This window comes from Candidatus Hinthialibacter antarcticus (assembly GCA_030765645.1).
GTDB classification, from domain to species: Bacteria; Hinthialibacterota; Hinthialibacteria; order Hinthialibacterales; family Hinthialibacteraceae; genus Hinthialibacter; species Hinthialibacter antarcticus.
Window position 1 is genome coordinate 1 of the sequence record JAVCCE010000066.1, and the last position, 13,467, is coordinate 13,467.

A 13,467-nucleotide genomic window follows, 5' to 3' on the forward strand; every position below is an offset into this window, starting at 1 on the left:
CATGATATAGTAAACTCGTGGACATTCTGTATGCCTTTCTGAACTAGAGATCGCCGTTTCTAAATTCAGAATATACAGTAATGTCCATTCTTTTTTACACAAAAGTACTCAAATACCGGAAGAACCAGATTTATGTATCATAACAATATTTTGACTTTTTTATAAAGCCAACTAGCCAATATGGTCAAATTGGATTCGGTGATTTATGATATAGCATCTGGTCAAATAAGAAAAGATTATGAACCCAATCTCTTTTTCAATAAACGTATTACTGATTTCGCCGCAGGATGAAGTCGTCCAACAGATCAAACCGATTTTCGGCGAGTATGGGTTCAGCGTGTTATCGGTTTCCTCTAAAAAAGCCGCGCTCCGCGTTCTATATTCAAATTATATTTCTTTGGTTGTGGTTGATGGAACTCAGGACCAACAAACAGCGCTTCGAATATGCCAAAATATTCAACTCTCGCAACTTTTTTCAGAACGGCCCCTGCTTCTCATTCACAACGAAGACCAACCAACCAATCTTCAAGAATGGCTCGATGCTGGAGTAACAGATTTCATTACAGCACCCATTTGCTCTGACGCGCTTTCGTTTCGCCTTCGCGTGATAAAGAACCATATTTTAAAACATTCTCATCACAAGAAAATGCTGAATCAAATATCTGATCGAGGCATTTATTCTCCAAATGATTTTTTTTCCGAATTCGTCAAGAAAATCGCGAAAACCTTCAACGTTAAGTATGGCATCATCAGCAAACGCACTGACTCTTTCGCTTGGCGCACGAAAACGCTTTCGTTTTGGAGCGTTGATCAATGGGGGAAAAATTTTGAATACGATTTGGACGGCTCGCCCTGCGAAACAGTATTCCAGGACGGGCCTCAATGGTATGGAACTGACATTCAAGAACAATTTCCTAAAGATAAAGCATTAAAAAAACACAACATTTTGTTCTATTTGGGCGTCCCGCTTCAAAACAGGCATGGCGAAGTGATTGGACACGCCTGCATATTACATGACCAGCCAGTCGCGTATGATCCCTATCTTGTTTCGGTGATGAACGTCTTCGCTGTTCAGGCCGCAAACGAAATGGAGTTCCGTTCTGAACGGGCTGATAGCGCCAGGTTGAAAGCCATTACTGAGAATCTGGATGTGGGATTATTGTTGGAAGATGAAGCGCGACGGATTCAAGTGATTAATGCAAATTTCTGTGAATTGGCGCAGATTAAACAAGCGCCGAATGAATTAGTTGGATTAACCGCCAGCGAGTTCGCAGGCGGTATCGAAGCGCAGGTTGTCGATAGAGAGCGCTTTCAGGTCCGCACAAACGAACTGTGTCAGCTCAAAGAGCCAGTGTTGAACGAAGAGTGGATTCTCAAAGATGAGCGCATTATCAACCGGGACTATTTTCCTGTATTTGAGAATGAAACCTACAAAGGTTGTTTGTGGTTGTTTCGGGACGTGACGTATGAGAAATCGAAAGAATTTCAACTGAATGACATACAAGAGCAAGAAATCGAAATCGGTTCCAAAATTCAAAAAACATTATTACTGGGCATAACGCCGACGGACATTCCCGCCTTGGATGTGGCTGCGCTCAGTATTCCCTCTAAACGAATTGATGGTGATTTTTACGATTTTTTCCACGTTGATGAAACGCGCCTGGATGTCTTGGTCGGCGACGTCATGGGGAAGGGAGTTCCCGCCGCCTTGCTGGGCGCCGCCGTAAAAAGCCATTTTCAACGGGCGATGCGCAAACTACTCGCAGCCCGCCCGGGCGGCTGGCCCGAACCGAGAGAAATCGTTGCGCGGGTTCACCATGCGATGACGGAGCAACTCATCGAACTGGAAAGTTTCTTCACGCTGTTTTATATGCGCTTCGACGTCAAACAAAGCGAATGCGTGTTTCTTGATTGCGGACACATGCCGACCATTTGGTTTCAAGCGAAATCTCAAACCAGCCGATTCATTCAGGGCGAGAACCTACCGATTGGCGTTTCCGAATCAGAACAATTTGGGCAACGGGCCTTTTCGTTTGAGCCAGGCGATTTTTTTGTGATGTATTCTGACGGTTTAACGGAAGCGCCTTCGCCAAGCGGCGAATTATTTGGCATCGAACGCTTAAAAGCGTTCGTCGATCAGAACCATACCCTCTCACCCAATGAATTAATCGACAAAATCCATAAGCATTTAGCGGCCTATACGCAGTCTCCGCATTTTTCAGATGATTTGACTTGCGTTGTCGTAAAAATTTGTGAATACGGGGTCGCAACGCCGTCTCGAAGACTACAGGACCATTTTGAAGGTTCTCTTGTAGAATTAGAACGAGGCAGACAGTTTTTAAAAACATTTTATGATGAAAGCCAAATAAAACCCGATCAAAATTTCATGCAGCAACTTACATTGGCGATGAACGAAGCGGCGGCCAACATCATCCAACACGCCTATGATGGAGAAGAAGATGGACAGTGGGAGATGATTATTGAAGAATTTCAAGACCGCTGGGTGTTATCGCTTCTGCATAACGGAACGCCATTTGACCCGGATGAGGCGCCGGAACCTGATTTTGACGGGTCGCGGTCTTCGGGGTTCGGCGTGTATATTATCCGCAACAGCGTGGATGAGGCGGTCTATGGGCGCCACGACGACGGGCGCTGTTTAATTCAACTGATGAAGCGATTTTAAGCAGTGAAAGGAAATCCAGAATGAATTGTCTTTCCAGTGAAATTGGGGACGTTCTGATTATTCAATTCCGGTTTGAAACTCTCGATGCGAATAATGCCAAAATGGTACGGCAAGAAGTTGACCCCATCATACAAGACCGGAAAAAAGTCGCGGTCGATATGTCAGAGGTGCAATTTATTGATAGTTCAGGGTTGGGTACCTTGTTGACCTTCTATCGAAAAGTGAAATCCGTTGAAGGCAGCCTTTTACTATACGGCATGACCTCACAAGCGATGTCGCTGTTTGAGTTAGTGAAAATGGACCGTATTTTTGAAGTCGTCGAATCGCAAGACGACGCGATTCACGCACTGAATGGAGATGCGCAGCAATAGGCGAAAACAAAAATCGCCCAAAATTGGCTTTATTGCGGAATCCGTTCTTGAATCGCGTTGATTAACAGTGATTCATCAACAATTGGCTTGGTGATGTATTCGTCAAACCCTTTCGACAAATATTTTTCGCGGTCGCCAGCCATTGCGTGCGCGGTTAAGGCAATCACCGGGATATGTTTTAACCGCTCATCTTTTCGAATCAATGACAAGACCTCCACGCCGTCCATTTCAGGCAAAGAAATATCCAGGAGAATTAAATCCGGGATTTCGGTCTTCATGCCTTTGAGCGCTTCCGGGCCGGTTTCATATTCTGTGATCTCATAATCGTCTTCTAAAATTGCAGAGACGAGTAATCGGTTATCAGGGTTGTCTTCGATTACGGCAATTGTTTTCATTAATTTCTCTCAACTAAAATCGTTTTCATCGCTTGGATGGTGTTGTTAAAACACTCGTCGAGCGCAACCATCCCCTGTATTGCTTCTTCTGCTTTTCCTTCGCGGGCGAGCCGTTCTATATTTTCAGCGGCGTTAAAAAGCGGATGAGCGCCGAAGTTGCCTGCACTGGATTTGATGGCGTGCACAGAGTCAGACAGCTGTTTTAAATCGAGTTCTTGTCTTGCCTCTTGCGCAAGCTGATAGTTCTTTGGCGCATGATTCAGAAACAGCTGAATCATTTTCTCAACCAGAGCGTCGCCGCCAATCTCTTTGATCCGTTCAATCGCACTGTCATTAATATACATTCTTTTTCTCTCAGTGATTATATGATGTCTTGCAATGCTTGCCACAAACCCCGGTAGTATTTCATGACCCGGATCGGATCGTCGCTGCCTTGAATTTCCGCCATGCAAAACCCTTTGAAGCCAATTTCGTTTAAGCCTGCGTATAGTTTACGGTAAGGGTATTCTTCGTCATATAAATCGCGCATGTGTACGCTGAAAATTTTCGATTTGAGTAGATCAAAGTTTGCGTCCCAACCAAGGCCCGATAAATCATTGGCGTTTGAATTCCAACAAACTCCAACATTGGGATGATCGGCGGTATCCATCATAGTTTTCATGTGGCGCGGATCCGATGTATCACGACCATGTACTTCAACGCGAATCTGGACGCCGTAATCGGCGCCGAATGCCCCAACTTCACGCAAAGAGAGGCCGATTTGTTCCAGCGTTTTTTCTTTCGGAACGTCCTTCGGCAGCGCATTCGGGCGCACTTTGATGCCGGAGGCGCCAACGTCATGCGCCAGTTTCATATACTCTTTTGTCGCTTCTATATCTTTCTTCAACTTTGCTTGGTCCGGGGTGTGATAATCAAATGCGCTGCCGAGTCCAATCAAAGTAATGGGGGAATCTTCAAACTGTTTTTTTGTCTCTTTGCGCTGAGAGGCGCTCAGGCTGACTTCAACGCCATGCGCATGGGTTGTACGTAATTCGACGCCTTGAAACCCAGTCTCGCTGCAATTTTTGATGATGGTATCAACATCCCAATCTTTGGCCATGTTGTAGGTGACAAGCCCTAATTTCAAGTCGCCGTTTTTCGAAGCGGCCTGGGCCGACAGGTTTGATTGCGTATTGAAACCGATGAAAGCGGTTCCTGCCCCAAGCGTTTGCAGCATCGTTCTACGTTTCATACAATTTCCCCTTGAATCGCGATTGATCGTTAAGGTGCGTATATAGTGAAGCACAATCGACGGTGTGTCGATATCTTTCTGTAAAAAATTTATTTTGATAATACCCCACCGCGACAAAAAAAGGTATGATCCTATTATAAATTAATGAAACGATTGAAAGGATGCCTGATATGCAACCGAATGATACTGACTCAAGTTATCACCGTTTCTACCGTGATGGCGCCCCTTACATGGGGAGTTTTGAAGAAGTCGTATCCAAATTGGTCATTGCGCAAAAAGGGAGTTCGGAATATTTGGTGCCGAGCATTTTAACTTTGATGAAAGGCATTCATGACCGCTTGGCTGATCTTCAAACGTTGCTTGGCGAAACGGAAGACCTGATTGAACAAGCGCGCGAAAAACAATCTGACCCTGCGGAAATCGGCAAACTCATTTCGGTTTGCGTTGAACTGCAACGAATACAAACCAACATGGTAGGCAATGTTGAAGGTTGCGTCGATGATATCCTAGACCACGCCTTGCCTCGTGAATGACTCGGTTTAAATTATGATTTCGATTCAATCCTTTGAATTTCATGTATTGAACATGAAAACGCGTATGCCCTTTCAATACGGCATCGCTTCGCTCACTTCGCTGCCCCATTTGATTGTTCATGCTCATGCTCAAATAGACGGCGTCTCTCAAATAGGGCTCTCGTCGGAAGGGCTGCCACCCAAATGGTTTACCAAAAACCCGCAAACGCATTTCAATGATGACTTGCCGGAATTGATCGAAGTCATTGAGGCCGCTTGCAGGCACATGGTCTCAGCAGGCGAATGTGAATCACCATTCAAATTATGGAAATTGACGTTTGATGCGCAGCGAGAATGGGCTGACTCAAAGGGATACCCGCCGCTTTTATGGGCGTTTGGAGTAAGCCTGGCGGAACGCGCAATGATTGATGCGTTTTGCAAAGCGAAACACATCCCATTTGTTCAAGCGCTGCACCAAAATTTGTTTGGAATTGATTTGAGCGTAATTCACCCCGAGCTGGCTGGGACGGCGCCATCGCAATGGCTGCCGCATACTCCCGCAACTCGTTTGACGGTGCGCCATACGGTCGGGCTTGGCGATCCAGTCCGAGAGGCTGACATCACTGATGCAAACCGGATCAATGATGGTTTGCCGCAATCATTAGAATCATGTATTCAGACGTATGGCATTAACCATTTCAAAATAAAAATTTGCGGCGACAAGGAAAAAGATTTAGACAGGTTGCACCGTCTAGCCGACTTGTTTCAATCTCTCGATCTTGATGAATATGCATTTACATTGGATGGAAACGAACAGTTTCGCGATGTTGATGCGTTCCGTTCATTTTGGCAATTGGCAAATTCAGACAATGGCCTGAGCAATTTTTTCTCTCACTTATTATTTGTCGAGCAACCTCTACACCGCGACGTTGCGCTATCTGAACAGGCCGCCTCTCAACAATTGGCTTGGAAAGACCGCCCGCCGACAATCATTGATGAATCCGATGGAGATACCGATAGTTTGCGTTTAGCGCTGAACAATGGATATATCGGAACCAGTCACAAGAATTGTAAAGGCATTTTTAAGGGAATCGCCAATGCTTGCTACATACAGCATCTTAATGTCAACGCTGAGAATCAACCGTATCAGATAAGCGGGGAAGACCTCGCGAACGTGGGGCCAGTCGCGTTGCTCCAAGACCTGGTATTAATGTCGGCGCTCGGCATAACGCATGTAGAACGCAACGGTCATCATTATTTTAAGGGTCTTTCCATGTGGCCAGAACAATTGAATGAAGATGTGATAATGACCCACGCTGATTTATATGAAATGAGTTCAACTTCATTTCCAACAATGAAAATTACGAATGGTTCCATTGAAATTAAATCGTTATTGCAATCTCCATTCGGTTGTGGAGTCGCATTAAATTGTTCTGAGCATATTCCATTAAAGGATTGGGCGATCAGTTCGTTGTGATAATTTTTTTATAAAATACACCGAAATAGCAGTTTAGCTATTGTGAATTTCTGAAGAGAAAGTAGTCTTTAGTAGATAAATTCACTTTAATTTTATGCAGCAGTGGGAGAGCAGAATGAACAACTATGTGAAGTCAATCTCTATTGCAAGTCTGTGTTTCCTTACCCTCGTTTCAGTTTCCCCGACGTTCGCCCAATCAACCACAGACGAAATTCAAACGTTAAAAGAACAAGTCCAGATGTTGATGCAGCGCGTTCAGACGCTTGAAGAGAAAAATTCTTCATTGCAAAACCGACTAGAAAGCACACAATCATCGGTTGAAACGACAAAAGAGCAAATTAAAACCGTTTCAGAACAGACGCAATTAAACGCAGCGCACCAAACCAACGTCGTTTCATCAAAGTATGGCGCCAACCTTTATGGCTATGTAAAACTGGATGCGTCTTATGATGACTCGCGTTTACAACCAGGGAATTACGCGCTCTATGCGTTGTCAGACAGCAGTGGCTCTGATGATGATGAATTTAACGTAACAGCGAACCAATCGCGTCTCGGCTTTGATTTAATTGGTCCGACCATCGGTAACGCAGAAACTGGTGGAAAAATCGAATTCGATTTTTATGGAGGCGGGGCAGAAAACAAAGCGCACATGCGTATGCGCCACGCCTATGCGCAAATTGATTGGCCTGAATATGAAATGAGCCTACTTGCAGGCCAGACATGGGATGTCATCTCTCCGCTTGTTCCTGCTACATTAAATTTCCCCGTAGCTTGGTCCGCTGGTAACATTGGCGCAAGAAGACCACAACTGCGATTAACTAAAAACTATTCGATGACTGAGTCTACTGACTTACTGTTGCAGGCTGCCATTACCCGCACGATTGGCGACGATGTAGCAGGGCAGGATACTGGCAGCGATTCCGGCTTTCCCGGCGTACAAGGTCGCTTGGCATATTCGTTCCCGTTATTGACAGACAAGCCAACAACCATTGGCGTCTCTGGCCACTACGGACAAGAAGAGCATGATGGTATCAATAAAGATTTAGATACATGGTCACTCAATGTTGACGTTGATTTCCCCATCTGGGAACGGATTGGCCTGAAAGGCGAATTCTTCACGGGAACCAACCTTGACACCTATTTCGGTGGTATTCTTCAAGGTGTAAATACGACTATCGGTGAAGAACTACCCACCACAGGTGGATGGGCCGCGTTGTCTGTTACTCCAATGGATAAGGTGAATTTGAACTTCGGCGCCACTTATGAATCTCCCGATGATTTCTATGTAATGACAGACGGCCGCACTCAAAATAGTTCCTATTTTGGAAACATTTACTACATGTTTGATCCATCTTTGATCCTTGGTTTTGAAGCTTCCTACTGGGACACAAAGTATAAAGATTTGGATGACGGCGATGCGTTGCGCTTCCAGACTTCCGTTATCTATAAATTCTAGTACACCAAATTAATCAACACGTAAAACGCTCCTGATTTAAAGTCAGGGGCGTTTTTTTATGGTATTGCCTATTGACAACTATCCATCTCATCCTCAAAGATAAACAGCAGTATTTATTTGTTATTGTATAAAGGGGAAAGTCAATGAAATTTATTATCCGGTTATTCATTTTTGCATTACTCATCATCTCGCCATTTAGGTCGAATGCAGACTTATTATTTGACGGCTTCGACAACGACGGCGCTGCAACAAACGGCGTGGGGACGGACGGCGCTTGGAACCTGCCTCCTGATTCTGACTATCAAGTCGCCTTTGAAGCGCAAAAGGTCCATCAAGGCAGCGGGGCGCTAAAAGTATCCTGGGACGGAAAAGATTTGTGGTCGAGTTTTGTTTTTAGCGACCTCGACAAGGCAGGAAACGTCGGCAGCCTGTTTCAAGATGCGGACGCAGTGCGCATGGCGATTGCAGGCCCCGCAGGCCGCATCATTATCAAACTGATTGATTCCGAGGGCTTCGCAACAGGCGACGTTGCAAGCCTTGATGCGTCGGGAAGCGACGAGTACGAAATCGTTGAATTTCCGATCACGTCGGCGTTTAACTTTCCCATTGATCCATCCGGGATCAAAGAATTTGTCATTCTACCAGATGCAGGCCAGCAAGGTACAGCGGCTGATATCTATATTGACAGCATTGAACTCATCCAGGGCAGCGGCGACGGCGCAACCGTGATTGGCGTTGTTGATAATTTCGACAATGACAATTCAATTCAAGATGATCCGAATACCGCCGATTCGACGCCGTCAGCTTTTTCGCTGCTCCCAGGCCCGTTCGTTACGTCAGTTGTTGACGACCCCAGCGGAGCGGACAATAAAGTCTTACGGGTTGATTACAACACCAGCCCATGGAATGTGCTTTGGGTTACGGACCTCGACGTGACCGATTGGAGTGAAGTTGAAACCATTTCAATTGATGTATATGGATCAGCCAATGGGATACTACTCAAATACAAAGACGCCAGCGGCGCCGAACAGGAACCGGGCGGGGGGCTGCAAGACCACGTCGGCGATCAATGGGATACGCTAACCTGGGACTCCTTCACAGTTTCAAGCATTGATATCTTTAACATGGATAAATTGATTGTATTTATCGAAGGCCCCAACGGCGGAGAAGGTACCATCTATCTTGATAACTTAACCCTGACCGGGCCGCTTACAGCAATTCAACAATGGAGTTTGTATTAGATCACAAAGAACAAAAACGCCCCCGCCGAATTCAGTGGGGGCGTTTTCTATTTTATCGAACATCGCTTAATAGACTGACCACGCCCCGACTTCATCTTCTGCGTACGGATTTTTGAATATCCGTACTACCGGTTCATCAAGAACGAGTCCGAATGCGCTTGATATTTGCTTAATTGTATCTGAAAGCCCGGGCATGATGGTGCTCGCCGATACGACCGCCGCGACTTGGTTGTTGAGCGCGCACCGGGGTTGTTGTTGGTCGCCAACGGCTACCTCTCCGATTGCGCCGCCATAGTCAATAAATTCCGGGTCGCTTCTCCAGTTTTCATAAATGGGAAAACTCGGTCCGAACGGGTCGCCGTCTTTGTTGAAGAAACGCCCAAAAACTTGCGAGTGACCGTCAATGCTGTCGCCGCCAAAGCGTTTATCTTCCCAAATGACAAAGACGTTACCGTTTTCATCCATGTCGCAAAACGTGCGGTCTATCATTGCAACTTCGTCTTCAATGACAACATCATCAAATCGAACATAATGGCTGACGGATCCATCTAAGTTGTAATAGATGAGAATGCCGATTGAATCGGGGCCAGAACTTATCATGGCGGATTTGACAACTACATCTTTTCCATTGCTTGCCAGAGATATGTTATCGCCGCGGCCTCCAGTGGATTCAGGAATCACAAATCCGGGATCGATTTCTTGCCCAGCGATATCCGCATGGTCAGGTTGCGCGGGCGTAATCGGCGAACCATCGTTGTTGTACCAACGGATATAGTTGCCGTAATCAATGACGAATCCGCCTCCAAACGCCGTCATATTTTAGAAGACGCTAGATGACCCTCCACCTAAATAAAGACCATCTTCATCTGTATGAGGGGCGAAAGGCCCAAATCGGACGGAGCCATCAGGCGCAAGAATAATTGCGATCGATACTTGAGGGGCGTCTGCGGCGATTTCATCTAGAAAATCGTCTGAAATCTGCCGGTCTTCTCCCAGCGCCACGATATCGCCGTTGCTGAGTATCACGGCGCCCACGTCTCGATATTCACCAGGTTCCGCTGTTAAGGTTCCAAACGCATTGATGCTGGAACCGATGGGGTTTCCATCGTTATCAAACAATTGGATGAGCGAAAAGGCTTCATCGCCGACTTCATCCGCGTGTTCAAGTCCAAACTCAGCAAAGGCCTCTCCCTGGTTATGAACAACAAAGCCAGTTCCATTTGCCTTGTCTGCATGGGCGCCAAGCGTGAAATAGCCCCAAGACAAGCCCGTCCCCGCATAATCCACCCAAGGAACCGGCGTTCCATCGGCGTTATAATTGCCGGGTGTTGGAAGGTCATTGAGTTGCTGCCCATCTGGGCCGAACAAAATGAATTCCGTCCCGCCGACAATTCCAGGAATTTCTAAATCGGAACCGCGTTTGAATACGGCAATATTTCCGTTATTGAGCGCGATAATCCAAACGCTGTCAAAGTTGCCTTCGTCTGCGCCATAGACCCGCCAGGGCGCCATATCACCGGTGATCGGTTCGATCCCGGCGTCTTCGGGTGAACTTGCGGGCTGCGAATATCCAACCAAACAAAGAAGCGATGCGAACACTACAAAGCCAATGTGTTTCATTCTGTTTCCCCTTAGTCAATTGATATTTGATAGACGAGATGTGATTTAATCTAAAAGAAATTTGGTTCAGATGTCAAGCAATAATTTTTTGGGGAGAATGGGAATGGGGAATTAAAACAAATGAAGTGTTTGTTGAATAAAAAATACGCCCAGCAGGACTCGAACCTGCAACCCTCTGCTTAGAAGGCAGATGCTCTATCCGGTTGAGCTATGGGCGCGTTTTTTTATTATAAACGGTGATTGGTTTTGGACAATCACAACAGAAAGAAGCATCAATATTTTTTACCAAAAAGCATGAAACTCATAATGCCAACGGCGATGCCCAAACCGCTGGTGAAAGCATCAATGATATTAAGAAACGCGCCTTTTAGTGTGAACACGATTCCCCGATGTCGAAAGAGATACTTCATGTAGCCGTCAATCAAATAGGCGTACAAAACCAGCAATGGAGCAATCACCAACAACCAGTTCATATTGCCCGAACATCCCATCCAGACGCTTGCCGCAGCAATCAGGTAGATCAAAGGGATGCGCAACATCGCCGCCAGCGAATTGGTGCCGAAACGCCCTCGTTCGGCAGTGGACGGCGAAGGTTCTTGTTGTTTTTCTGCTCGATTGCGAAGCAGCAACTTTGCCAGGTCGCGGGAACGACGATACTGGTTGCGTATAAATCCCCAAGCGGTCAGTTTTTTGTTATGAAGAACTTCAATGTCGCGCGCGAGCCAGATGCGAAAGTTGCTGCGAATTAAGTTGCGGCCTAGCGTACGGTCTTCGACGGATGCGTCGCGGATATTTTCGTCGAAGCCGCCGCATTGCATAAACGCGTCTTTTTTCACTGCCGTCAGCGACGTGTAGGTGGTGTCGATCCAATCCGGTAATTGAGTGAGAACAAAACGGTTATACAAATTTTTGTATTGCGAACAAAAATTGGCGAACGGGCAGACGTTTGAAAAGACGCCCTGGACGCATTCCGCATTAGATTGTTGAAAATGTTGATCTAATTTTTGCAACAACGCTTTGGGGACTAACACATCGCTGTCGGTGAAGACGATCACATCATATTTCGATTCAGCGGCGCCTTTGTTACGGGCGGTCGCCGGGCCGCTGTTTTGTTCAAGAGTAACCACGCGGGCGCCTGCGTCGAGCGCGAGTTGGGCGGTGTTGTCGGTCGAAGCGTCGTCAACAATGATGACTTCAAACGCAGCGCCTTCGAGTTGCATCACGCTGATCAAAGTGTCGGGCAGCGTCTTGGCGCCATTATAAACAGGGATCACGATTGAATAACCGCGTTTGGTATCACTCATTGCTTTACAATCCGGTCATACATTTCAATCACGCGCTTTACCATCTGTTCTTCAGAAAAAATCGTTCGAACTCTCTCGACGGCGTTGCTGGCGTAGTCTTTTAGGCGTTCAGGGGACTGCGCCAATTCGAGTATTGTATTCGCGAATCCATCTGCGTCTAATGCGTCGAAGAATAAGCCGCTCGTTCCGCTTTGGATTACGCTCTCAACACCGCCGACCCGGGTCGAGATCACCGGCGCTTGCGCCGCCATCGCTTCAAGAATGGTATGGGGAACGCCCTCCGAATGCGAAGAACAGACATACAGGTCCAGCGCCCATAACGCCGGGCGGACATCTTCAAGAAACCCCGTGAAATGGACGCAGTCGGCTAACTGAAGGCGCTTGGCCTGTTGTTTTAGCGCATGGAGTTCGGGGCCGTCCCCAACAAGGACTAAACGAGCATGAGGCAGGGAACTCTTCGCTTTCGCGAATGCCTCTAGCAGGATGTCATATCCCTTGATTGGCGCCATGCGACCAACCGAACCGATGACGAAGGCGTCCTCTGGTAGGTTCATTGCTAATTTGTATGAGGCTTTATTCTGTGAAATTTGATACCGACCATAGTCGATCCCATTTGGAACCAATTCAATTATCCTAATAGAAGAAGACAGCTGTTTGAAATAGGATTCCAATTGTGGAGAAATCACTTGGACGGCGTCGGCGCTTCGCAGAAAATGATTGTTGATGCGATGTGATATTTGACCGATCCAACGATTGTCGTAATCGGTATAGGTCAAGTTCGGAACGCGCGCCGCCCACGCAGCGGAAGTTTTCTTTGCGATGAGCCAGGCCATACTGTTGGAACGAATTCCAAACGTGTGAACCACAGCGGCGTTATATTCACTCACGAGTGTTCTTAGGCGATCCGATGCGCCCAGCACGTCAAAACGGCTGCTCATCGGCAGAAAGCGCGTCGCGATTTCTAAAGCAGCCGCTTGTTTCTCAAGTTCACCATGATTGGCGATGGAGACAATCACGGGCGTGTACGGGCTGCCTTCAAGGCGTTTCGCCAATGAGAGAATGTGGCGTTCTACTCCGCCAAAGTTGCCGTCTATGCGACATAACAATACAACCCCGCTCACAAAAAAACTCCTAAGAAAGAAACAAGGATGGCCCAGAAAGAACCATCCTTGCGTTT

General features: G+C 46.7%; 13 protein-coding genes and 1 tRNA gene. 6 read left to right on the top strand and 8 right to left on the bottom strand.

Translation table 11 applies throughout. The features are described 5' to 3' along the window. Window positions 1-238 precede the first annotated feature (238 nt). Window positions 239-2,683: a SpoIIE family protein phosphatase gene (locus tag P9L94_16460; GenBank protein ID MDP8245678.1), complete on the top strand. Its 2,445-nt coding sequence runs from the start codon at window positions 239-241 to the stop codon at window positions 2,681-2,683. A 20-nt stretch (window positions 2,684-2,703) separates the two neighbouring features. Then, window positions 2,704-3,054: an STAS domain-containing protein gene (locus P9L94_16465; GenBank protein ID MDP8245679.1), complete on the top strand. Its 351-nt coding sequence runs from the start codon at window positions 2,704-2,706 to the stop codon at window positions 3,052-3,054. 29 nt (window positions 3,055-3,083) lie between these two features. Here the strand turns inward: P9L94_16465 and P9L94_16470 are convergent, their stop codons facing one another. Genes P9L94_16470 through P9L94_16480 form a run of 3 tightly spaced genes read right to left on the bottom strand, consistent with a single transcriptional unit; the run spans window position 3,084 to window position 4,680 of the window. Continuing rightward, window positions 3,084-3,449, bottom strand: a complete 366-nt coding sequence (locus P9L94_16470) for a response regulator (protein MDP8245680.1) — start codon at window positions 3,447-3,449, stop codon at window positions 3,084-3,086. Continuing rightward, a complete protein-coding gene (locus P9L94_16475; protein MDP8245681.1) occupies window positions 3,449-3,793 on the bottom strand; it encodes an Hpt domain-containing protein in 345 nt (114 codons plus the stop codon). Before P9L94_16475 ends, P9L94_16470 begins: the two co-directional genes overlap by 1 nt. Window positions 3,794-3,810: 17 nt before the next feature. Then, entirely contained in the window at window positions 3,811-4,680 is an 870-nt protein-coding gene (locus P9L94_16480; GenBank protein ID MDP8245682.1) for a sugar phosphate isomerase/epimerase family protein, read from the bottom strand. 170 nt (window positions 4,681-4,850) lie between these two features. Between P9L94_16480 and P9L94_16485 the strand changes: the two genes are divergently transcribed. From P9L94_16485 to P9L94_16500, 4 genes are all read left to right on the top strand, one after another. Continuing rightward, window positions 4,851-5,213, top strand: coding sequence for a hypothetical protein (locus tag P9L94_16485; protein MDP8245683.1), 363 nt, complete (start codon window positions 4,851-4,853; stop codon window positions 5,211-5,213). 52 nt (window positions 5,214-5,265) lie between these two features. Further along, window positions 5,266-6,669 (top strand): hypothetical protein, encoded by a 1,404-nt coding sequence (locus tag P9L94_16490; protein MDP8245684.1) that lies wholly within the window; start codon window positions 5,266-5,268, stop codon window positions 6,667-6,669. A 115-nt stretch (window positions 6,670-6,784) separates the two neighbouring features. After that, complete coding sequence (locus tag P9L94_16495; GenBank protein MDP8245685.1) at window positions 6,785-8,125, top strand: DcaP family trimeric outer membrane transporter; 1,341 nt, start codon at window positions 6,785-6,787, stop codon at window positions 8,123-8,125. Between the two features lie 143 nt (window positions 8,126-8,268). Continuing rightward, a complete protein-coding gene (locus P9L94_16500; GenBank protein ID MDP8245686.1) occupies window positions 8,269-9,366 on the top strand; it encodes a hypothetical protein in 1,098 nt (365 codons plus the stop codon). 66 nt (window positions 9,367-9,432) lie between these two features. Here P9L94_16500 and P9L94_16505 read toward each other — a convergent pair whose 3' ends face one another. The 5 genes from P9L94_16505 to P9L94_16525 all read right to left on the bottom strand — a co-directional run bounded on the left by P9L94_16505 (window position 9,433) and on the right by P9L94_16525 (window position 13,411). Next, complete coding sequence (locus P9L94_16505) at window positions 9,433-10,182, bottom strand: hypothetical protein (GenBank protein MDP8245687.1); 750 nt, start codon at window positions 10,180-10,182, stop codon at window positions 9,433-9,435. Between the two features lie 3 nt (window positions 10,183-10,185). After that, complete coding sequence (locus P9L94_16510) at window positions 10,186-10,986, bottom strand: hypothetical protein (protein ID MDP8245688.1); 801 nt, start codon at window positions 10,984-10,986, stop codon at window positions 10,186-10,188. A gap of 144 nt (window positions 10,987-11,130) precedes the next feature. Continuing rightward, window positions 11,131-11,204, bottom strand: a tRNA-Arg gene (locus P9L94_16515). Window positions 11,205-11,258: 54 nt separating this feature from the next. Beyond that, window positions 11,259-12,290, bottom strand: a complete 1,032-nt coding sequence (locus tag P9L94_16520; GenBank protein MDP8245689.1) for a glycosyltransferase family 2 protein — start codon at window positions 12,288-12,290, stop codon at window positions 11,259-11,261. Further along, window positions 12,287-13,411 (bottom strand): glycosyltransferase, encoded by a 1,125-nt coding sequence (locus P9L94_16525; GenBank protein ID MDP8245690.1) that lies wholly within the window; start codon window positions 13,409-13,411, stop codon window positions 12,287-12,289. The genes P9L94_16520 and P9L94_16525 overlap by 4 nt, the downstream gene beginning before the upstream one ends. Between the last annotated feature and the right edge of the window lie 56 nt (window positions 13,412-13,467).